The 21,461-nt window shown below is 69.6% G+C and carries 18 protein-coding genes and 1 tRNA gene; 6 read left to right on the top strand and 13 right to left on the bottom strand.

What is annotated here, in order from left to right; genetic code table 11:
* Positions 1-12: 12 nt before the first annotated feature.
* A complete protein-coding gene (locus ACQPYS_RS04600; protein ID WP_433491778.1) occupies positions 13-1,425 on the top strand; it encodes a metallophosphoesterase family protein in 1,413 nt (470 codons plus the stop codon).
* 71 nt (positions 1,426-1,496) lie between these two features.
* Here the strand turns inward: ACQPYS_RS04600 and ACQPYS_RS04595 are convergent.
* A tRNA-Cys gene (locus tag ACQPYS_RS04595) sits at positions 1,497-1,568 on the bottom strand.
* A gap of 179 nt (positions 1,569-1,747) precedes the next feature.
* On the opposite strand from ACQPYS_RS04595, the gene ACQPYS_RS04590 reads away from it, so the two are divergent.
* Both ACQPYS_RS04590 and ACQPYS_RS04585 read left to right on the top strand, forming a co-directional pair.
* The gene (locus tag ACQPYS_RS04590) at positions 1,748-2,290 is read left to right on the top strand and encodes a MarR family winged helix-turn-helix transcriptional regulator (protein WP_431941052.1); all 543 of its coding nucleotides are present in this window, start codon (positions 1,748-1,750) and stop codon (positions 2,288-2,290) included.
* 218 nt (positions 2,291-2,508) lie between these two features.
* Positions 2,509-3,507, top strand: coding sequence for a hypothetical protein (locus ACQPYS_RS04585; protein ID WP_431941053.1), 999 nt, complete (start codon positions 2,509-2,511; stop codon positions 3,505-3,507).
* A gap of 26 nt (positions 3,508-3,533) precedes the next feature.
* On the opposite strand, the gene ACQPYS_RS04580 is transcribed toward ACQPYS_RS04585, so the two are convergent.
* The 6 genes from ACQPYS_RS04580 to ACQPYS_RS04555 all read right to left on the bottom strand — a co-directional run bounded on the left by ACQPYS_RS04580 (position 3,534) and on the right by ACQPYS_RS04555 (position 10,466).
* Positions 3,534-4,310 (bottom strand): enoyl-CoA hydratase, encoded by a 777-nt coding sequence (locus tag ACQPYS_RS04580; protein ID WP_433491777.1) that lies wholly within the window; start codon positions 4,308-4,310, stop codon positions 3,534-3,536.
* Positions 4,311-4,497: 187 nt separating this feature from the next.
* Positions 4,498-5,400, bottom strand: coding sequence for a 3-hydroxyisobutyrate dehydrogenase (gene mmsB / locus ACQPYS_RS04575; protein ID WP_063035834.1), 903 nt, complete (start codon positions 5,398-5,400; stop codon positions 4,498-4,500).
* Positions 5,397-6,485: an enoyl-CoA hydratase/isomerase family protein gene (locus ACQPYS_RS04570; RefSeq protein ID WP_063035833.1), complete on the bottom strand. Its 1,089-nt coding sequence runs from the start codon at positions 6,483-6,485 to the stop codon at positions 5,397-5,399. Before ACQPYS_RS04570 ends, mmsB begins: the two co-directional genes overlap by 4 nt.
* Positions 6,486-6,522: 37 nt before the next feature.
* Positions 6,523-7,674 carry an acyl-CoA dehydrogenase family protein gene (locus tag ACQPYS_RS04565; RefSeq protein ID WP_063035879.1) on the bottom strand — a complete coding sequence of 384 codons (1,152 nt, stop codon included), beginning with the start codon at positions 7,672-7,674 and terminating at the stop codon, positions 6,523-6,525.
* Between the two features lie 5 nt (positions 7,675-7,679).
* Positions 7,680-9,179, bottom strand: coding sequence for a CoA-acylating methylmalonate-semialdehyde dehydrogenase (locus ACQPYS_RS04560; protein WP_433491776.1), 1,500 nt, complete (start codon positions 9,177-9,179; stop codon positions 7,680-7,682).
* Between the two features lie 183 nt (positions 9,180-9,362).
* Entirely contained in the window at positions 9,363-10,466 is a 1,104-nt protein-coding gene (locus ACQPYS_RS04555) for a DUF2157 domain-containing protein (RefSeq protein WP_433491775.1), read from the bottom strand.
* Between the two features lie 124 nt (positions 10,467-10,590).
* Between ACQPYS_RS04555 and ACQPYS_RS04550 the strand changes: the two genes are divergently transcribed.
* Positions 10,591-11,649, top strand: a complete 1,059-nt coding sequence (locus tag ACQPYS_RS04550; RefSeq protein ID WP_431941056.1) for an amidohydrolase family protein — start codon at positions 10,591-10,593, stop codon at positions 11,647-11,649.
* A 160-nt stretch (positions 11,650-11,809) separates the two neighbouring features.
* Here the strand turns inward: ACQPYS_RS04550 and ACQPYS_RS04545 are convergent, their stop codons facing one another.
* Together ACQPYS_RS04545 and ACQPYS_RS04540 are read right to left on the bottom strand one after the other, a co-directional pair.
* Positions 11,810-12,574, bottom strand: coding sequence for an SWIM zinc finger family protein (locus tag ACQPYS_RS04545; RefSeq protein WP_433491774.1), 765 nt, complete (start codon positions 12,572-12,574; stop codon positions 11,810-11,812).
* Positions 12,574-15,381, bottom strand: coding sequence for a DEAD/DEAH box helicase (locus ACQPYS_RS04540; protein ID WP_433491773.1), 2,808 nt, complete (start codon positions 15,379-15,381; stop codon positions 12,574-12,576). Before ACQPYS_RS04540 ends, ACQPYS_RS04545 begins: the two co-directional genes overlap by 1 nt.
* Positions 15,382-15,699: 318 nt before the next feature.
* Between ACQPYS_RS04540 and ACQPYS_RS04535 the strand changes: the two genes are divergently transcribed.
* Entirely contained in the window at positions 15,700-16,062 is a 363-nt protein-coding gene (locus ACQPYS_RS04535) for a hypothetical protein (protein ID WP_063035827.1), read from the top strand.
* Positions 16,063-16,112: 50 nt separating this feature from the next.
* On the top strand, positions 16,113-16,823 hold the full coding sequence (locus tag ACQPYS_RS04530; RefSeq protein WP_084480596.1) for an HNH endonuclease family protein: 711 nt from the start codon (positions 16,113-16,115) through the stop codon (positions 16,821-16,823).
* A 9-nt stretch (positions 16,824-16,832) separates the two neighbouring features.
* Here the strand turns inward: ACQPYS_RS04530 and ACQPYS_RS04525 are convergent, their stop codons facing one another.
* From ACQPYS_RS04525 to pdhA, 4 genes are all read right to left on the bottom strand, one after another.
* Entirely contained in the window at positions 16,833-17,648 is an 816-nt protein-coding gene (locus ACQPYS_RS04525; protein ID WP_063035826.1) for a sulfurtransferase, read from the bottom strand.
* A gap of 95 nt (positions 17,649-17,743) precedes the next feature.
* Positions 17,744-19,135, bottom strand: coding sequence for a dihydrolipoamide acetyltransferase family protein (locus ACQPYS_RS04520; protein WP_431941098.1), 1,392 nt, complete (start codon positions 19,133-19,135; stop codon positions 17,744-17,746).
* Positions 19,136-19,229: 94 nt separating this feature from the next.
* A complete protein-coding gene (locus tag ACQPYS_RS04515) occupies positions 19,230-20,204 on the bottom strand; it encodes an alpha-ketoacid dehydrogenase subunit beta (RefSeq protein ID WP_433491772.1) in 975 nt (324 codons plus the stop codon).
* On the bottom strand, positions 20,201-21,331 hold the full coding sequence (gene pdhA, locus ACQPYS_RS04510) for a pyruvate dehydrogenase (acetyl-transferring) E1 component subunit alpha (RefSeq protein WP_431941060.1): 1,131 nt from the start codon (positions 21,329-21,331) through the stop codon (positions 20,201-20,203). The genes ACQPYS_RS04515 and pdhA overlap by 4 nt, the downstream gene beginning before the upstream one ends.
* Positions 21,332-21,461: the final 130 nt, after the last annotated feature.

Raw genomic sequence — 21,461 nt, 5'->3', positions numbered from 1 at the left:
CGGCGGATGCCGATGAGCTGCTGCGGACCTTCGCGCCGCACCGTACTGGGCGCGCTCGGCCTCGCGGCACTGCTGCCCGCCGCCGGACTCTCCGGTGCGGGCCGGGCGGCGGCGTCGCCCGGCTCGGTGCGGGCGACCGACCTGGAAGTCGTCACGGTCACCGATACCGTCGCCGTGCTCACCTGGACCAGCCGCGATCCTGGCAGCGCGCTCCCGGTGCCCACCGACGGCGAGCTACTGCTCGGCCCGGCGGACGGTTCCCGCCCGCTCCGTCCGGCCTGGGCTTCCGAGAGCCCCACCCCGTTCCATTACGCGCAGATCGACGGACTGGAACCGGGCCGCGCCTACCGATTCGAGGCACGATCGGCCGGGGCGCGGGCGACGCCCGCGCTCTCGGTCGCCACCGGCGCGCCCGGCACCCCGGAAGCCACCGCGACATTCAGCACCGCGGTACCGCCGCCGGGACGGCTACTGCGCACCCTGGCGCTCGCCAACGACGTCCACTACGGGGAGACCGTGAGCGGCCTGGTCGCGGGCGGGCTGCCACCCGGGGCACGCCAGGAACCGGGTCTGCCGCCCTATCCGGAGGTCATGTTCGACGCCGTGCTCGGCGATCTGCGCCGCCCCGACCGCGGCGCGGAACTACTGCTACTGGCCGGTGACCTGACCGCCGAGGCCACCCCCGCGCAAGTGCGCGCGGTGCGCGACCGGTTGGACCGCTGGGGCAGCGACGGTCAGGACTATCTCGCCGTACGCGGGAACCACGACCGCCCACACACCGGCGCGGAATACGCGGACTGCCCGGCCGTTCCCGGCGCCACAGACCATCGTGATTGCTGGAGCGAGGTATTCGGGCCCCGGCAACAGCCGGTCGAACACGAACTCGGCGGTCTGCGCATCCTCGGCTTGGACACCAGCGCACTGGACGGCGCGGGCGGGGTCCTCGAGGCCGCGCAGTTCGACCGGGTCACCGAACTGCTGCGCGCCGAACCCGACCGCCCCACACTGGTGTTCGGTCACCACCCGGTCACCGTGGAGTCCGGGCTCACCAATACGGCCGGTCCCGGTTTCGTACTGGACCGCGATACCGCGCTGCGGTTGCAGCGGTTGTACGTGGACGCGCCGGGGGTTTTCCTGCAACACAGCGGCCATAGCCACCGCAATCGCCGGACCCGGCCGGATACCGCCTGCGCGGTGGAATTCCTGGAGGTCGGCGCGATCAAGGAGTATCCCGGCGGGTACAGCCTGCTGCGGATCTACGAGGGCGGGTACACGGTGAACTTCTACAAGACCCGCACGTCGGAATCCCGGCGCTGGAGCACACTGACCCGCACCGAGTACTTCGGCCTGCTTCCCGAGTACACACTCGGTACTTTCGCCGATCGCAATCACGTTGTACTGCGCGACTTCTCGGGACTCACCTGACGAACCGTGACCCGGATTCGGGCACGGTCCGGGCCGGAATCGGGAACGACTCCGGCCCGGCCGGCATACCGAGCGAGCGGCGGGAATCGAACCCGCGTGAACGGCTTTGCAGACCGTTGCCTGAACCACTCAGCCACGCCCGCGTGACCCGATGATCATGGCTCGCCATCACCGCACAGCACACAGTTGTGCTCAGCCGGATCGCAACCGATGACAGTGCCAGGACCGGCGGCGGCGCGGCCCGGCGCCGCGGGTGACACCCGCCACCGGGGAGCGCCCACGACGCGGTTCACCGGCGAGGTGCCGTGCAATGATCGAACACATGTCTCGCCCCCGCCCGCTCCCCCTCGACCCGATCCAGGAGGCCCACCGTCAATGGGTCGGCCACGGATGGGGTGCGGTCGCCGACGGGATGGCCGCGGTGACCTCACTGGTGCGCGCCCAGCAGATCGTCATGGCGCGCGTCGACGAAGCGCTGCGCCCGACCGGCCTGACCTTCTCGCGCTACGAACTGCTGCAACTGCTGAACTTCAGCGCGACCGGCGCGCTGCCGATGGCGGTGGCCAGCGCCCGGCTGCAGGTGCACCCGACCAGTGTCACCAATTCGGTGGATCGACTGGAGGCGGCGGGGCTGGTGAACCGGGTACCGCATCCCAACGACCGGCGGGCCACGTTGATCGAGATCACCGCTGCCGGGCGGGCTCTCGTCGCCGAGGCCACCGGTTATCTGAACGAACGCGTGTTCGCGCAACCGGAACTGCCGCCCGACCGGTTGCGGACGCTGCTGCAGTTGCTCGCCGAGTTCCGGCACGCCGCGGGAGACTTCGATACGGGCGAGGAACCGGCCCGCTGGGCCGAACCCTGACCGTATTGCGGCCCTCCGGCGTGAGGCCGGCAAACCCGGCCCCGAACAGGGCATATCGAATGATCGCCGGCGCCGGGTCCGCAGCGAACACATCACGGCCGGGCACCCGTTCGGCGAATTTCTCGGGGGTTCGGCTTGGCAACGACCGCCCCGCGGCGCACCATAAGTTTATGGTGCTGGTTCTCGGGGTATCAGTAGGCGCCTCAGGTGCGCGTGCGGTGCTCACTCATTCGGATCAACCGCACCTGCCGCCGATAGATCGATGCCATATCCCCCGCCCGGCCCGCGCCTCGGTGGCCGAACCGGCGCTCATCGCGATCCGCCGGATGTACGGCGCCGCCGATCGGCGCGACGAGTACATCACCGGCACCGCCGTGACCTGCCACAACCGCGAGCAGGCCGAAGTGGTGGGCGATGCCCTCGGCACCGGCCGCGTCACCCTGGTGGACGAGCCGCTGGCGCAGTTGCGCTACCTCAGGTTCACCGAGAAACTGCCGACGACCGGGGTGGTCTCCCTGTTCGACCTGGGTTCCTCCGGTCTCACCCTCACCCAGATCGATTGCCGCACCGATACCGTGCTGGCCGGCGCCCACTGCCCGGGGCTGGGCGGCGACGCCTACAACGAAATGCTGTGCGAATGGCTGGACTCCGCGGGTGTGTACACCGATGAAACGGCGGCCCGGCGGTACCGGGAAGCACTGAGTAGCGCCCGCGTGGTGACCGCCGCCGACCCCGATACCGCCGAACGCGCGGTGATCACCCGTAGTGACCTCGCCGAACTCTGCGCGGCCGCGGTGCAGTCGGCTGCCGCGCTGGTGCACCGGGTGGCCGAGCAGACAGAGGCGGCACCGGACGCGGTGGCCCTCCTCGGCGGGTGCGCCCGCAATCCGGCCCTGCGCACCCGCCTGACCGAACTGCTGGACCTGCCGGTGGTGTGCGATTCCGAACCGGAGTACGTCTCGGCGCGCGGCGCGCTACTGTTCGCGGCCGAACGGCCCGCCACCGGTATCCGCACCGCGCATATCCGTGCGGGCGGGCAGGTGGTGTCGTTGGCCCCGTCCACTGTCGGGCGGCGCAAGGTCTATGCGGCCGCGGCGGTGACGATCGGGTTGGGCGCGACCGTGGCCGGGCTGCTCACGGCCCAGAACGGCGCCGCGCAACCCACCCGGAGCAATCACGTTCCCACCGACATCCTGGACGCGCCGCCCGCGCCCTGAATCGGGCCGGGCCGCGCACCGGAGGATCAGCGGTTGGTGAAGTTCGCGGGCCGCTTGTCCACGAACGCCGCCATGCCCTCGGACTGGTCCGCGGTCGCGAACAGCGAATGGAAGACGCGCCGCTCGAACCGCAGGCCCTCGGCCAGCGTGGTCTCGAAGGACCGGTTCACCGCTTCCTTGGCGATCATGGCCACCGGCAGCGACATCGACGCGATGGTGACGCCGACCTCCAGCGCGGTGTCCAGCAGGTCGGCGGCGGGCACGATCCGCGCCACCAGACCGGCGCGCTCGGCCTCCTCGGCATCCATATTGCGGCCGGTGAGCACCAGATCCATGGCCTTGGCCTTGCCGATGGCCCGGGTCAGCCGCTGCGAACCGCCGATACCCGGGATGACGCCGAGCTTGATCTCGGGCTGCCCGAATTCGGCGGTGTCGGCCGCGATCAGGATGTCGCAGATCATGGCGAGTTCACAGCCGCCGCCCAGCGCATACCCCGCGACCGCCGCGACGGTCGGCTTACGGAACTGGGCCAGCCGCTCCCAGCGGGCGAAATAGTCGTCCAGGAACATGTCCATGTACGACTTCGGCTGCATCTCCTTGATATCCGCGCCGGCGGCGAAGGCCCGCTCCGAACCGGTGATCACCACCGCGCCGATCTCGTCGTCACGTTCGACCTCGTCGAGCGCGGCGATCACATCGTCGAGGACCTGCGCGTTGAGCGCGTTCAGCGCCTTGGGCCGGTTCAGCGTGATGAGGGCGACCCCATCCTTGCGCTCCAGCAGAATCGTCTCGAAGTCGGTCACGGCGCATCCTCTGGTTCGAAAGGTCATGAACATCGGTGACGATACCGCGCGCCGGACGAGCGGTATCGACACGGCGCGAGGGCGCGGCACGACGGTTACGACGGTGTCTACGTCTCCACGGGGCCCGGCCCACGGCTGCGTTACCGACTCGCGGTGGTCGGTGAAACGTTGCCCTCCACCGGACCGGCTATTCGGCCGGACCGGTTCCGCCGCTGCGTTCGCGGACGTCGGTGATGATGGCCGAGAAATCCCGGTCGCCCGAGTTCTCGTTGAACTCACGATAGATCTCGGCGGCCAGTTGCCCGATCCGGCCCTCGACACCGTTGGCGCGCAACGCCTCCACCGCCAGACCCAGGTCCTTGTTCATCAACGCGGTGGCGAACCCCGGTGTGTAGTCGTTGTTCGCCGGGCTGGTCGGTACCGGGCCCGGAACCGGGCAATAGGTGGTGAGCGACCAACTCTGCCCCGAGGCCGTGGATACGACATCGAAGAACGCCTGATGGCTCAGACCCAGTTTCTCACCCAGCACCAGCGCTTCCGACAGGCCGATCATGGAGATGCCGAGGATCATGTTGTTGCAGATCTTGGCGGCCTGCCCGTTCCCGGCGGCACCGGTGTGCACCACCTTGGCACCCATCACCTCGAGCACCGGCAGCGCCTCGGCGAAATCGGTATCCGCACCGCCCACCATGAAGGTCAGCGTTCCGGCGGCCGCCCCGGAGACACCGCCGGAGACCGGCGCGTCCAGGGCCCGGTGCCCGGCCGCCGCGGCGGCAACGGCTGCGGCCCGGGCGTCGGCCACATCGATGGTCGAACAGTCGATGAACAGCGTTCCCGGGTTCGCGGCCGGCAGCAGTTCGTCGTACACGGTGCGCACCAGCTTGCCGTTGGTGAGCATGGTGATCACGATGTCACGCCCGGTGGCCGCGGCCACACCGGAATCGACCAGCGCGACCCCGTCGGCGCGGGCCTGTTCCTGCGCCGCGGGCGAGGGGTCGAACGCGTGTACGTCGTAGCCGGCCTTGACCAGGTTGGCCGCCATGGGGCCGCCCATATGGCCGAGGCCGAGGAAGCCGATCGTCTTGCTCATTGTTTGTCCTCCGGAATCGTCAAACCCAGTTCCCGCGCACCGAGTTCGGCGAAATATCTGTCGACCTGCGCGGTGGTCACATCGGACAGGGCGGCGGGCGACCACTGCGGGTTGCGGTCCTTGTCGACCACCTGGGCGCGGATGCCCTCGACCAGGTCGTGCGAGGCCAGCGAAGCGATCGACACCCGGTACTCCTCGTTCAGCACCGCCTCCAGGCTGCCGGTGCCCTTCGCCGAACGCAGCGACCGCAGGGTCACCTGCAGCGCGACCGGCGATTTGCCCAGTACGTCGGCGGCGGCCTTGTTCGCCTCCGGCGACTCGTGCGCCTGCAGGCGGGCCACGATCTCGGCGACGGTATCGGCGCTGTAGCAGGCATCGATCCAGTCGCGTTGCGCGAGCAGGGTCGATTCCGGGGCCTCGGCGGCGAATTTCGCGATGGCGATATCCGCGGCCTCGGTCTCCAGGGTGGTCAGCAGCGCCGGGATCCGGTCGGCCGGAACGTAGTAGTCCGCGAAACCGGTGGCGACGGCATCACCGCCCCCGAGTCGCGCGGTGGTGAGCGCGATATGGGTGCCCAGTTCACCCGGTGCCCGGGACAGCAGGTAGGTGCCGCCGACATCGGGGATGAATCCGATCCCGACCTCCGGCATTCCGACCTTGGACCGTTCGGTGACAATGCGATGGCTGCCGTGCGCCGACAGGCCGACCCCGCCGCCCATCACGATCCCGTCCATCACCGCGACATACGGCTTCGGATAGCGGCCGATGAGCGCGTTGAGAATGTACTCGTCGCGCCAGAACCTCCCGGTCGCCGAATCCGCCGCCGCACCCACATGCCCCGCCGCCTGCTGTTCCTTGGCGTCGTGGTGGATGGCGACGATATCGCCGCCCGCGCACAGGCCCCGCTCACCGGCGCCGGTGAGGGCCACCGTCCGCACCGAATCGTCGCCTGCCCAGGCCCGCAACCGCTCGGTGATGGTAAGCGTCATCGCGTGGTTGAGTGCGTTGATGGCCTTGGGCCGGTTCAGGGTGATCAGGCCCAGGCCGCCGCGCTGTTCGACCAGGACTTCGGGTTCGTCGCTCATTCATTTCCTTTCGCGCTCGCCGCCGGGCGTCCGCCGATCACGGCACACCCGCCACGGACGCTGTCATCGACCGGGCGACGACCATCCGCATGATCTCGTTGGTGCCCTCCAGGATCTGGTGCACCCGCAGGTCGCGGACGATCTTCTCCAGGCCGTATTCGGCCAGGTAACCGTATCCACCGTGCAGTTGCAGCGCGGCGTTGGCGACCTCGAAACCGGCATCGGTGGCGAACCGTTTGGCCATGGCGCAGAGTTCGACCTTGTCCGGGGCATCCGCGTCCAGCGCCGCCGCGGCCCGCCACAGCAGGGTCCGGGCGGCTTCGAGTTCGGTCCGCATATCGGCCAGCTCGAACTGCAGTGCCTGATTGTTCAGCAGCGGAGCGCCGAACGCATTGCGCTCGGCCAGGTAGGGCACGGTTTTCTCGAGCGCTGCCTGCGCCCCGCCCACCGAGCACGCGGCGATATTGAGCCGCCCGCCGTTGAGCCCGTTCATGGCGATCCGGAACCCGTCGCCCTCGGCGCCGAGCCGGTTGGCCACCGGCACCCGCGCGTCGGTGAGGATCACCTGCCGGGTGGGCTGGGCGTTCCAACCCATCTTCTTTTCATTGGGCCCGACCTCGAGACCGGGGGTGTCGGCGGGGATCACCAGTGTCGAGATACCCCGGGCCCCGGTGTCCTGGGTACGGACCATCATCACGTAGAGGTCGTTGCTTCCCGCGCCCGAGATGAACTGCTTGGACCCGTTGACCACGTAGTCGTCACCGTCGCGTACCGCGCGGGTGGTGATGGCGGCGGCATCGGAACCCACGCCGGGTTCGGTGAGCGCGTAGCTGGCCAGCTGGTCCATGGCCGTCAACCCGGGCAGCCACTGCCGGCGCTGGTCGTCGTCGCCGTAGGCGTCGATCATCCAGGCCGCCATATTGTGGATCGAGATATAGGCCGCCACGGTGGGGCATCCGGTGGCGAGCTGTTCGAAGATCCGCACCGCGTCCAGCCGGTGCAGCCCGGATCCACCGAACTCCTCACTCACGTAGATGCCGCCGAGCCCGACCGCACCCGATTTCCGCAGCACATCCACCGGAAAGTGTTTGTTCTGGTCCCATTCCACGGCGTGCGGCGCCAGGTATTCATCGGCGAATTCCCGGGCGGTATCGCGGATGGCCCGCTCGTCTTCGTCGAGCGTGAACACGGCCGTCATTCCATCGTCGGGATGACGAAGCTGTTGCTCTCCTTCAATCCCGCCGGCCAGCGCTGGGTCACGGTCTTGGTCTTGGTGTAGAAGCGGATCGAATCCGGGCCGTGCTGGTTCAGATCGCCGAATCCGGACCGCTTCCAGCCGCCGAAGGTGTAGTACGCGATCGGCACCGGAATCGGGACATTGATACCGACCATGCCGACCTGTACACGGGCCGCGAAATCGCGGGCGGTGTCACCGTCGCGGGTGAAGATGGCCACGCCGTTGCCGTATTCGTGGTCGTTGGCCAGCCGCAGGCCTTCCTCGTAGTCCGCGGCGCGCACGACGCTGAGCACCGGACCGAAGATCTCCTCCTTGTAGATGGACATCTCCTTGCCGACCCGGTCGAACAGGGTCGCGCCGACGAAGTACCCGTTCTCGGCGCCCTCGACGGTGAGGTCGCGGCCATCGACCACCAGCTCGGCGCCCTCGTCGATGCCCTGCTGGATGTACTTCTTCACCCGGTCCACACCGTCGAGCCCGACCAGCGGCCCATAGTCCGCGCCCGGATCGTCGGATTTGCCGACATTGAGCTTGTGCACCCGCTCGGTGAGCTTCTCGACCAGCCGGTCCGCCGTCTCCTCGCCCACCGGCACGGCCACCGAGATCGCCATGCAGCGTTCACCGGCCGAACCATAGCCCGCGCCGATGAGCTGATCGGCGACATCATCGAGATCGGCGTCGGGCATGACGATGGCGTGGTTCTTGGCGCCGCCGAAGCACTGCGCGCGTTTCCCGTTCGCGGTGGCGGTCTCGTAGATGTACTGGGCGATCGGGGTGGATCCGACGAAGCCGACGGCCTTGATCCGGGGATCGTGCAGAATCGTGTCCACGGCCTCCTTGTCGCCGTTGACCACGTTGAACACGCCCTCGGGCAGCCCGGCTTCGAGGAACAGTTCGGCCAGCCGCAGCGGCACCGACGGGTCGCGTTCGGAGGGCTTGAGCACGAAGGCGTTGCCGGTGGCCAGCGCGGGACCGGCCTTCCACAGCGGGATCATGGCCGGAAAGTTGAACGGGGTGATCCCGGCGACCACACCCAGCGGCTGGCGCATCGAGTAGACATCGATCCCGGTGCCCGCGCTCTCGGTGTACTCACCCTTGAGCAGGTGCGGGATACCGACGGCGAATTCGATGACCTCGAGGCCGCGCTGGATATCGCCCTTGGCGTCGGGGATGGTCTTGCCGTGCTCACTGGACAGCAGCGCGGCCAGCGCGTCGATCTCATCGTTGACCAGGGTCAAGAACTTCATCAGCACCCGGGCCCGGCGCTGCGGGTTGGTCGCGGCCCAGGCCGGCTGTGCGGCTTCGGCGTTCGCGATGACGGTCTCGACCTCGGCCCGGCTCGCCAGCGGCACCCGGGCCTGTACCTCGCCGATGTTCGGGTCGTAGACATCGCCGAACCGGCCGGAGGTGCCGGGGACGTGCTGCCCGCCGATGAAATGCGTGAGTTCTCGAACCATGCGATTCCCTGCCTCGTGTCGGGGGTGGCGGGCGCGGCGCTGCGGCCGTCCGTCACACGAAGGTCGTTTTGCGGGCTTCCAATAGTTGGACGTCCAAGCAAAACGATACACGCGGCCCCAGACCGAAACCAGGGCCCGCGGCAAATGCCCCGCCCGGGCCCGCGAGTCCCCTCGTCCGCTCTGCTAACCGGCGGTTTTCGTGGACCTCGCCAGCAGGTAGCTGCCGATCCCCAGCACCACCGCGCCGATCACCAGAATCGCCCCGGACGCACCGGCCGACTCACCGGTCCAGTCCGCGACCGCCTCCACCGCCGCCATCGTCAGCGCGGCGGCGCCGCCCAGCACCAGCACCCAGGACCGGTCGGTGGCGTAGAGACCGAAGCACACCACCGCCACGACCGCGGTGAGCGCGTAGGCCGGCCACCTCCCGTCGAACGCGTCGACGGTCTGCGCCCCCGCCACCGCCAGGACCACACCCGCCAGATACCCGGCCCACACCTCGAGTACCACGCGGGTTCGGGTGAGACCGAGCCAGCCGACACCCAGCACCAGCACCCCGCCGCCGACCCAGCTGTCGTCGAGCTCGACGACCTCATCCAATACCCCCACGACCAACGCCACGCTGAACCCGGTGCACACCAGCAGACCGAGCAGTGACGGCAGCGCGGCATACCCGGCGGCCGCGGCCAGCAGACCCGCCCCCGCAGCCCAGACCCAGGTGGTGTCGCTGCCGGCAGCCCCGTTGTCGAAGATCGACGCCGCGGCCGCGGCCACACTCACCGCGGCCAGCACGAACAGGCACACCGCGAGCCGGGTCCGCGCGGTGTGCCCGATATCGGGTATCGACCGCCATGCCGTACGCAACAACACCGAAGGACCACCCGCGGTCGCCACACCGGCCACGATCAAACCGATAGCGACCAGCGCGAAAAGCGCGAAGCGGCCGAGTTTCGCCATATCGTCCCAGGATTCCACCAGGATCAGCACCAGGCCGCTCAGCAGTAGCCCGGCACCGGCGTAGGCCGCGATCTCGGCCAGCAGCCGGGCCGGTGTGGGCCGTGGCCGTTCCTGCTTCAGCGCGGTGACCACCGCTGTCAGCTGGGTTTCGTCGAGCACACCCTGCTCGACCAGATCGCGCAGCGCGGCGGGCGCGCGCTCCGGTTCCGGCGCAACCGGGCCGCCGGCCGGGTGGGGCGCGACGGCCGGGGATTTATCCCTCACGACGCGGTCGGGAACCGCATCGGCTCCCGACACCGGCGCCCGCGGCGCCGAATCCTGTTCGGCCACAGACCCAGTATGACGCCGGATCCGCCGACTCGTCCGGCGCGAGCCGATCCACGCCACCGGGCCCTGGTCACGCGCTAGGCTCGGCGCTCGGACCGCAGACGATCGCAGGAGGTGCCGGAGCGCAATGGACATCGGCGAGATCCGGATCATCGACGCACACATCCACCAGTGGGACCCGTTCACCACCGCCCGCGAGTTCAGCCGTACGGCGAAACTGCTCCGTGCCGTCCCGCTCCCGCTCCCGCTCGCGGTACGTCTCGCGCCACGTAAGGACCGGGAGTTCATCGGCGACCCCTCGGCCTATCTGGCGCCGTACCTGCCCGCCGACTATCGGGCCGATGCCGGTGACCTGCCGGTCGAATCGGTGGTGCACATCGAGGTCGAGTGGACCGGACCCAAGGTCGAGGAAACCCGCTGGGTCACCGCCCTGCCGTTCGGGGTGGACACCCCCGCGCTCGCCGCCGTGAGCGCGAGCGGATTCCCCGGCAGCCCCGGGTTCGCCGAACTGCTCGACGCGCATATATCCGCCTCGTCCCTGGTTCGCGGAGTACGCAGTATGGTCGCTCACCACCCGGACACCGGCATCCGCAGTTTCACCACCGACCCGGGCGCCCTGCGCAGCAACGAGTTCCTGGACGGTTTCGCCGCGCTGGTCGACCGTGATCTGGTCTTCGAGGCCTGGGTGTACTCGAACCAGCTGCCGGAGCTGACGGCAGTGGCCCGACGCTACCCCGAAGCGAAGATCGTGCTGAACCACCTCGGCACGCCGGCGGGGATCTTCGGGCCGATCGGCAAGTACACCGGCAACGACGCCCGGCAACGCGCCGCGATCTTCGAACGCTGGCGCGCCGATATCACCGCGCTGGCCGAATTCCCGAATGTGCTGGCCAAGGTCAGCGGTCTGATGATGCCGATCCTGGGTCACCCGGTGCCCCGGCCCGGCCATCCGACACCGGTGGCCCGCCTCACCGACCGGATCGGTCCGCTGCTGCGGCACGCGGTCGATGTCTTCGGCGCCGAACGCCTCGTCTGGGGATCGAACTTCCCGGTCGACCGGCCGATCACCTCGATCACCGGCAGCGCCGAGGCGGTGGCGACGGTGCTGGCCGAACATCTCGGTGGCACGGAATTCCTGGAGAAGGTGTTCCGCGCCAATGCCCAGCGGGTGTACCGGCTGGCGTGACTCCGGGCCACGCACAGGTCGCGTCCTGCGCCGACCACCCGGGCGAGCCGGAAATCGGCCGTGGGACAGACGCTCACGGAACCTGCGGGCCCGGGCAGCCGATGCGCCGGTGCAGCGGAGCCACGCCTGCTCGGTGGACGCCGGGCCACCCCCGGGCGCGCTAGCGGCCGGTCAGCGCCGAGTACACGGCCGCCAGAGCCCGCCCCGCCTCGGCCGCCGTCGACTCGTCCGCGGACAGCATGCGCAGGGCCCGCCGCAGCAGTGCAGGATCCAGGTCGTCGGGAGCCGGGCGGATCTCCGGCACCGGTAGGGCGGGTAGCTCCAGACTCGCTCCGTAGGGGTCGGCGAATTCTTCGCCTTCCGGCGGCGCCGCCTCGACCCCGCTGATCAGGGTGTCCAGGCTCAGCCCGCGCAGGATCAGCAGGTCCCGCGGATGGTCGTCGAGGCGTTCGGCGAGCAGGCAGGCGACCGCGACCGCGTGTTTACACGGCCAGCCGGGATCCGGGCAGGTGCAGCCGAAATCGATATCGGCGGCGGTCTCCGGAAGCAGATGGGGTGCGAGTTCGCGGGGCAGATCGCCGGAGACCACGCGCGCGAGCATGCCGGGCGAACCCCGGATCAGCTCGACCAGCAACTCCACCTCCTCGTCGCGCAAGCGCCGGATATCGCAGGTCGTGGCGAACGGGCGCGGCTGGCTGCCCTGCACCTCGGCGGCCACAACGCCGGGCTCGATCCGGTAACTCACCACCTGGCCCGCCCGGGCATAGGTCCGGCCACGGGACAGCCGACCGGGTTCGGCGAGCCGCTCGACCACCTCCAGGAAGCTCTTGCCCCAGAAGGTGCGGGCGAAGGCGCCGCGCCGGCTGCGCGCACCGACCCCACCGGAAACGGCCCGGCGCCTGCCGAATTCGCTGAAATCGGGCATTACTCACCCACCGCCTCGGCACCGAGGCTGAACAACCGGGCCAGGTCGTCGTTGCCGAGTTCGGTGATCCAGTTCTCGCCGACCCCGACCGCCAGATCGGCGAGTTCGCTCTTGCCCGTGATCATCTCGTCGATACGTTCTTCGATGGTGTCGACGCAGACCAGTTTGCGCACCTGCACCGCCCGGTGCTGCCCGATCCGGAACGCGCGGTCGGTGGCCTGGTTCTCCACGGCCGGATTCCACCAGCGATCCAGATGCACGACATGATTGGCGGCGGTGAGGTTCAATCCGGTACCCCCGGCCTTGAGCGAGAGCAGCATGATCGGTGGCCCCCCGGCGCCCTGGAATGCCGCAACCATTCCGTCGCGTCGTTTCTTGGCGATCCCGCCGTGCAGGAACGGGATCTCACCGCCGAACCGTTCGGCCAGATACGGGGCGATGAGCTCGCCGAACTCGCGGAACTGGGTGAACAGCAGCGCCTTCTCCCCTTCGGCCAGGACGGCGTCGAGCACATCCTCCACCAGCGCCAGCTTGCCGGATCGGTGCGCGCCGCGGCGCAGCACCGCCGAGGAGTCGCCGAGGAAATGCGCGGGGTGATTGCAGACCTGCTTCAAGCGGGTGAGCGCGCCGAGCACCGCCCCCTTGCGGGCCATGCCCTTGGCATCGCGCAGTTTCTCGAGCATATCCTCGACCACCGCCTGGTACAGGGCGGCCTGCTCGACGGTGAGGTTGGCTCGGACCGTCATTTCGAGTTTGTCCGGCAGATCACTGATCACGGCGGGATCGGTTTTCACCCGGCGCAACAGGAACGGGGAGGTCACGGCACGCAGCCGGGTCACCGCGTTCTCGTCGTTCTCCCGCTCGATCGGTACGGCGAAGCGGGCTCGGAAGGTCTGCGGGCTACCCAGCAGCTTCGGTACCGCGAAATCGAAGATCGAACGGAGTTCTTCGAGCCGGTTCTCCACCGGTGTACCGGTGAGCGCCAGCCGGTGCCGGGCGGGCAGGGCCCGGGCGGCCCGGGCCTGCCGGGTCGCCGCGTTCTTGATGTGCTGGGCCTCGTCGAGCACCACCCGTTCCCACTGCTGCCGGGACAGGCCGGCGATATCGCGGGTGAGCAGCGCGTAGGTGGTGACCACCAGATCCGCTCCGGCCACCACCGCGTCGAGGTCACGGCCCTGGGCGCGACCGGGGCCGTGGTGTACCAGGACCCGCAGGTCGGGTGCGAATCGTTCGGCTTCGCGCTGCCAGTTGCCGACCACCGACATCGGGCATACCAGTACGGTCGGCCCGGGCGCGCGGGCGCCCTCGCGTTCGTGCAGTAGCAGAGCCAGCACCTGGACGGTCTTACCCAGGCCCATATCGTCGGCGAGGACCGCACCGCAGCCGAGCCGGTTCATGGTCGCCAGCCAGGCCAGGCCGCGTTCCTGATAGGGCCGCAATCGGGCCTTCAACCGTCCGGGCACGGGCACCGGATCCACCGGGCGATCGGGGTCGAACAGCGCGGCGGGCCAGCCGCTCGCCGTGACCTCGGTCAGCGGCACACCCCCGACCCGGTTCTCGCCGATCTCGCCGATCAGATCGGAGAGGGTGATCTCGTTGTCGCCCTGGTGCAGGGCCACGAATTTCGCGGCGGCCGCGAGCGCGGTGTGATCGGCCTGCACCCATTCGCCGCGCAGGCGCACCAGGTCGGACTGGGCCGAGATCAGCCGCTGCATCTCGTCCTGGGACAGCACGGTGTCGCCGAGTGCCAGTTCCCACCGGTAGCCGACCAGCCCGTCCAGCCCCACCGTGCTCTCGGCGGCGGGTACCGCGGCGCCCTCGACCCGCAGCCGCAGACTCGGCGCGGTGATGTTCCAGGCCCGGGGCAGTAACAACGGGATACCCGCGGCCGACAGCGCTTGCGAGCCGTGGGCGACCAGATCGGCCACCACCTCGGTCGGCAGCAGCAGATCGAGGCTGTGCGGGTCGCCCGGGACATCGCGCAGCCGGGGATAGGCGCGCTGCGCCCGGCCCAGCCATTCCAGGCCCAGTCGTACCTCGTCGGCCGCGCCCGGCACCGGGATCGGCCGCGGCGCCGACCCGTCGGCCCGCAGACAGACCTCGAGGCGCCACAGCGCGGACGCGTCCGCGGTATCGGCGAACTCCCCGTCGGGTTCACGCAGGCGAAGCACCAGCCCGGTCTCGTCGGTGGCACGGCTCTCCCGCCACTGCCGCAGCACCTCGGCCACCTGATGGCTGCCGGCATCCACCGGGATATCCGTGCGCAGACCGTGCACCAGCGGGTGCGGGTGCGGATCCGCCGCGATCAGTTCCCGCACCATCGGGTCGGTGAGTTCGGTGACCATATCGTCGAGCACATCGCCGGGTGGCCCGGCCACCCGCAACGCCGGCGGCAGCAGGGCGGCGAGTTCGGCGAGCCAGGCACGCTGACCGGACCCGCCGGACAATCGCCAGCGCGCCCACCATTCGGCATCGTCGCGCCGGAGTTCGGGAACCACCGCGCCGGCCCGCACCCAGCGTTCGATCCCCTGGGCGATATGGCCCAGGAAGCGCAGATCACCGGCCACGGCGCCGGCCGGTAACCGCTGCCGGAGCGCGGCGGCGGCCGGACCCGGGGCGAGCGCGTGCGCCCGTACGGTGTCCCGCCGGGCGCCCGCATCGTCCACCACGAGCACCTCGGCCCGGTGCCGGAAGCGCGATTCGGCCAGTACCGACCCGAGCAGGCCCGGTACGGGCGATTCGTCCGCGCTACCGGGGGCACGCCACAGCAGCAGCCCGGAACCGGGCGACCACAGTCCGTGCAACATAGCCCCATCAAATCAGCCGGATGCGACAGTCCGCGCACGGTCCCCCACCTCGGCGTCCCGCGGTGCGGCCGTTCGACGTGATACCGGCCCGGCGCACCCGGGTCGTCCCTGGATTTATCCCCGGAGACAGCACATACTGAGAAATATCCGCTGGTCATCGCTGATATCCGTACCCGCCGAGCGCAGCCCCGCCGGGCGGTTCCGGCTGCCTTTGGCGGCCACGCACGACACCCGGCACAGCCCGGCCCGCGAACAGCGGTCCCATCACACAGCGGCATCCCGGCACCGCGGTGCCATCGAAAAGCGGAGGGCAGCAGTATGACGATTCTGCTCCAGGTTCTCGAGCAGAGCTACACGCCGACCACCCCGTGGGAACGGCGCAAGTTCACCTTCGTGAATGCCGACAAGATCGTCGGCATGCGGCTCGACGGGCAGTGCGGAGTTTGGCTGGACCTGTCCCGGCCCGGGGAGTCGCAGCGTCTGGCCCATACCACCGTGCCCGAGGAAGCGGTCACCTTCCTCCTCACCGCTTTCGCCAAGATCGCCGAATGTACCGACAGCGGTGGATCCTGGGTGATCGGTCACGACGGCGTGCATATCGAATCCCTGGTCGCCACCCGCTTCCCGCCCCGCGACAGCCGGGTCGACAACGACGAACTGCTGGCCCGTGCCTGGCTCTGATACCGAAACCCCGATAGCTGTCGGAGGGGTCCGGTATACCGGTATCCGTGATGACACGGGGGACGATTCACGCGGTCACCGCTCTGTGTGCCGCCTTTCTGCTACTGGCTTCGGGGACAGGGTGTGCGGCGGTCACCGGCCAGCGGCCCGCACCGGGCAGTCCGGGGCGGGCACAGCTCGAACAATTACTCGGCGCGGTCGGGGTGGTGGCGCAACGCCCACATCCGGGCGGATACGAGCGCGGCTGCGGGGCCGGGCAGGGGTGCGTTTTCGGCCCCGCCTGGTCCGACGACCACGATGGGCCCGGCGGCCGGGACGGCTGCGATACGCGCAACAATGTGCTGGCCCGCCAGCTCAGCGGGGTCGGCTACCGGCCCGGCAGCCACCGGTGCGTCGTGCAGTCCGGCACGCTGGCCGACCCCTACACCGGCGCCCTCATCGTGTTCAGCAAGGAGAACGCCCGGCGGATCCCGATCGATCACATCTATCCGCTGGCGGCGGCCTGGGATCTCGGGGCGGCCGGGTGGCCGGCCGCACGGCGGATCCGGTTCGCCAACGATATCGATTACAACCTGCAGGCCACCGACGACGCGGCCAATACCGACAAGAGCGACGGCACACCCGCGGACTGGCTGCCACCGTCTCGGCCCGGGCACTGTTACTACGCGGGCCGCTACCTCACGGTCGCGGTGCGCTACGGGCTTCCGGTCACCGCCGCCGATCACGCGGCGCTGCGCCGGGTCGCCGCGACCTGCGGGTGAGCGCCGGGCCTACACACCGGTGGCGACCGGCCGCTTCGGATCGTGCGCCCACTGCGACCACGAGCCCGGATAGAGCGCGGCCTGTACCCCTACCACTGCGAGCGCCGCGATCGCGTGCGCGGCGGTGACACCCGAACCGCAGTACACCGCGACCGGGGCCTCACCGATCTCACCGAACCGCTCGCGCAGCAGGTCTTCGGGCAGGAAGCAGCCGTCCTGATCGAGGTTGTCGCTGCTCGGCGCGCTGATCGCGCCGGGTATGTGCCCGGCGCGGGGATCGAGGGGTTCCTGTTCGCCGCGGTAACGTTCGGCCGCGCGGGCGTCCAGCAGAACCCCCTCCCAGCGGGCGACCGCGTCGGCGTCGATCACCGGCAGCCGGCCCGGTCGGAATTCGATATCGCCGGGCGCGGGATCGGGTTCCACCCCGGTGGCCAGCTCGCCGCCGGACCGGGTCCATGCCGGGAGCCCACCGTCCAGGATCCGGACATCGGCGATACCCGCCCAGCGCAGCAGCCACCACGCCCGCGCCGCCGACATTCCGCCGATCGCGTCGTAGACCACCACCGGATCGCCCGTACACAGACCCCAGCTGCGGGCGCATTTCTGGAGCCGGCGCGGATCCGGGAGCGGATGCCGGCCGTGGGCGGGTGAGGGCAGGGCGGCGAGTTCGGTATCCAGGTCGACGAACACCGCTCCGGGTATATGACCATCCTGGTAATGCTGCGGCCCGTCGGGATCGCCGAGTTGCCAGCGCACATCCAGCAGGCGCAGATCCTTCTCTGTCGATTCCCGGAGTTCTTCAGCCGAGATCAATACCGCGTTCAACGCAGCTCCTCGTCCAAGGGTCTGGAACAGATTTCGTCACCGTACGCGCCGACGGTCCGCGAAGTCCACGCGTACACGGACATCCGCGCGAGGCGTCAGATCCGGGCGAGCAGGGTCAGTGGGTCCTCCAGCAGGCCGGCGACGGTCGCCAGGAAACGGGCTGCCGCCGCACCGTCGATCATCCGGTGATCGAAACTCACCGTCAGCGTCACCACCGAGCGGATGGCCAATTCATCCCGGAAGACCCACGGCCGCTTCACCACCGCGCCCAGGCACAGGATCGCGGCCTCGCCCGGGTTGACCAGCGGGGTACCGGATTCCACGCCGAAGACACCGACATTGGAAATGGTGAAGGTGCCCCCGCGCAGATCGGCCGGTCCCGCCCGGCCGTCCCGGGCGGTGTGGGCCAGCCATCCGATCTCGCGGCACAGTTCCCGCAGGCTCAGAGTCTGGGCGTCCTTGATATTGGGCACCAGCAGCCCGCGCGGGGCGGCCACCGCGATACCCAGGTTGACGTAGTGCCGGGTGACGATCTCGGCGTTCGCCTCGTCCCAGAACGTATTGATCACGGGGAATTCGGCCAGGGCGGCGAGTACCGATTTCGCCACCAGCGCGAGCAGGGTCGGGGTGATCCCTTGGAAGGATGGGGTGGCGCGTAGATGTTCCAGCAGTTCCAGCGAAGCCGTGACGTCCACCGTGATCGAGGTGTCGGCCTGCGGGATCGTGCGCGCGCTGGTCACCATGGCCTCGGCCGTGCGCTTGCGCACCCCGGCGATCGGCGTGCGCTCCTCCCGAACCGATCCCGCGGCCCGGCCCCCGGCCGGCGCCGCTTCGTCACCGGGACCGCGATCGCGTGTATCGGGTTCCGACACCGGCACCGCGCCACGGACATCCGCGACGGTGACCGCCCCCTCCGGTCCGGAGCCGGCCACATACCACAGGTCTATGCCCAGTTCCCGGGCCAGTTTGCGGGCTCCCGGCGTGGCGGCCACCCGTTGCGATTCGGCCGCGGCCGTGCGGGCGGAATCACCACCGTGCTCCCGCGGCTCCGGCGCCGTCCGCGCCGTCCCACCGGGTGACCCGCCGATCACGCCACTGTCGTACGACATGCCGTTACCCGCGGACGGTTCCGGCGACGGTACCGCCGTACCGCCGGGGCGTTGCCCGCCGCGCCGCCGTCGCGAGACCTGCTCCTCCGACGGCCCGTAACCGACCAGCACCGACGGCCGCGCCTGAGCACCCGATTCTGCTGCGGCCGTGCGTATCCGGAGCAGCGGCGCACCGACGTCGATGGTCTCGCCGGGCTCGGCGAGCAGTTCCACGACGGTCCCCGCGAACGGCGACGGTAGCGCGACCACCGCTTTCGCGGTCTCCACCTCGGCGATGGTCTGGTTCAATGTGATCTCGTCGCCCACCGCCACCATCCAGTTCTGGAATTCGGCATCGGTGAGTCCTTCGCCGAGATCGGGGAGACGGAACTCCAGGATCTCGCCGGTATCTGCGGCACGACCTTCGTCGGCGCGGGCGTCGTCGTCCACGGTTTCGGGCACCTCCGGCTGGCATCAGGGGCGGGATCGCACTTCAGGCGGCAAGCGTTCGATCGACCGCCTCCAGGATCCGATCCGGGTCGGGCAGATGATGCTTCTCGAGCTTAGCCGGAGGGTAGGGGATATCGAACCCGGCGACCCGCAGTACCGGCGCTTCGAGCCGGTAGAAACACCGCTCGGTGATCCGGGCGGCGATCTCGGCACCGATACCCCCGGTGCGCGACGCTTCGTGCACCACGATGAGCCGACCCGTCCGGCCCACTGATTCTGCGACGGTGTCCACGTCCAGTGGCGCCAGGCTCCGGAGATCCACGACCTCCAGCGAGATCCCCTCCTCGGCACCGGTTTCCGCGGCGGCCAGCGAGGTGGCGACCGTGCCCCCGTAGGCGACCACGGTGGCATCGGTCCCGCGCACGCACACCCGGGCCCGGTCCAGCGGCAGGTCGGGTGCGGCGGCCGGATCGAATTCGGCTTTGTCCCAGTACCGGCGTTTGGGTTCGAAGAAGATCACCGGGTCGTCCAGGGCGATGGCCTGCCGGATCATGGTGAAGGCATCGGCCGGATTGCTCGGCGCCACCACCCGCAGCCCCGCGGTGTGCGCGAAGTACGCCTCGGGTGATTCGGAATGATGTTCGACCGAGCCGATCCCGCCTCCGAACGGGATGCGGATGGTCAGCGGCGCCCGTACCGCGCCCCGGGTCCGATAGTGGATCTTGGCGACCTGGGAGACGATCTGGTCGAACGCCGGATACACGAACCCGTCGAACTGGATCTCGCACACCGGGCGGTAGCCGCGCAGCGCCATCCCGAACGCGGTACCGATGATCCCCGACTCCGCCAGTGGCGTATCGATCACGCGGCGGTCGCCGAAATCCTTCTGCAGCGCGTCGGTGACCCGGAAGACACCGCCGAGCCGGCCGATGTCCTCACCCATCAGCACCACTTTCGGGTCCTCCTCGAGCGCGCTGCGCAGGCCGGCGTTGAGCGCCGCGGCGAAGGTGGTGATCATGAGCGGACTCCTTCCTCGCGCGGGGTGGGCGCGACGGTGGCGAGCGCCCCGGCCGGGTCGTCGACCAGGTACGCGAGATAGTCCCGGCGCTGCTCGTCGAGGCCCCGGTGCGCGGTGGCGTAGACGTGCTCGAAGAGCTCCGGCGGCTCGGGGTCGGCCATGGTGAGGGTCTCGGTGCGCATCAGATGGGCGACCTCGTCGGCGCGTTCCGCCACTCGCCGCCGGGTCTCGTCGTCGAGCAGGCCCTCGCGTTCCAGCAGGAGCCGCATCCGCAGGATCGGATCCCGCCGCGCCCATTCCTCGGTCTCGGCCGCGGCCCGGTAGCGGGTGGGGTCGTCGGCGGTCGTATGTGGACCCATGCGGTAGGTGATGGCCTCGACGAACGAGGGCCCGCCCCCGCTGCGGGCGCGCGCGACCGCCTGCCTGGTGACGGCCAGCACGGCCAGCACATCGTTGCCGTCCACCCGGATCGCGGGGATCCCGTAACCGGTCGCGCGCCGGGCGATCGGGGTGGCGCTCTGCAACTGCACCGGCGCACTGATCGCCCAGTGATTGTTCTGGCAGAAGAACACCACCGGCGCGCTCCAGCTCGCGGCGAAGGTCAGCGCCTCGGCGATATCACCCTGGCTGGTGGCGCCGTCGCCGAAATAGGTAACGGTCGCGATTTCGGCGCCGTCGAGGTGGGCGGCGTAGGCGTAGCCGGTGGCGTGCAGTGCCTGGGCGCCGACGACGATCGCCGGGTTGGCCATATTGGCCACCGCCGGATCCCCGGAGGAATGGGAGACGCCCCGCCACATCGCGGTCATGGCGCTCGGCCGCACGCCGCGGCAATAGGCGACGGCGCTCTCCCGGTAGCTGCCGAATACGTAGTCGTCGGCGTGGAGTGCGTGGGCCGACCCCACTTGGGCCGCCTCCTGCCCCTGGTAGGGAGCCCAGAGACCGAGTTGCCCCTGCCGGGCCAGCGCGACGGCCTCGGTATCTATCCGCCGGGTGACCACCAGGTCTTCGTAGAGCTGCCGCAGTTCACCGGGCCCGATATCGGCGACCAGGGCCTGATATTCGGGGTGGTGCACCCGAGCGCCGTCGGGCTGGATCAACTGCACCGGATACTCGGTTGTTCCGGGCATCGGCCTCGCCTCCTCACGCGGGTCACGCGTCGATGTGGCCTACAACACATAGCATCCACGCTTAAGCGAACTGCGCAAGTCTTGATCGGACAACTGAGCAGAATGCACGGTTTCGCTGCCGCGATCCCTG

It is taken from the genome of Nocardia grenadensis (genome assembly GCF_050942415.1).
GTDB classification, from domain to species: domain Bacteria; phylum Actinomycetota; class Actinomycetes; order Mycobacteriales; family Mycobacteriaceae; genus Nocardia; species Nocardia grenadensis.
This window is presented reverse-complemented; position numbering and strand designations above follow the sequence as displayed.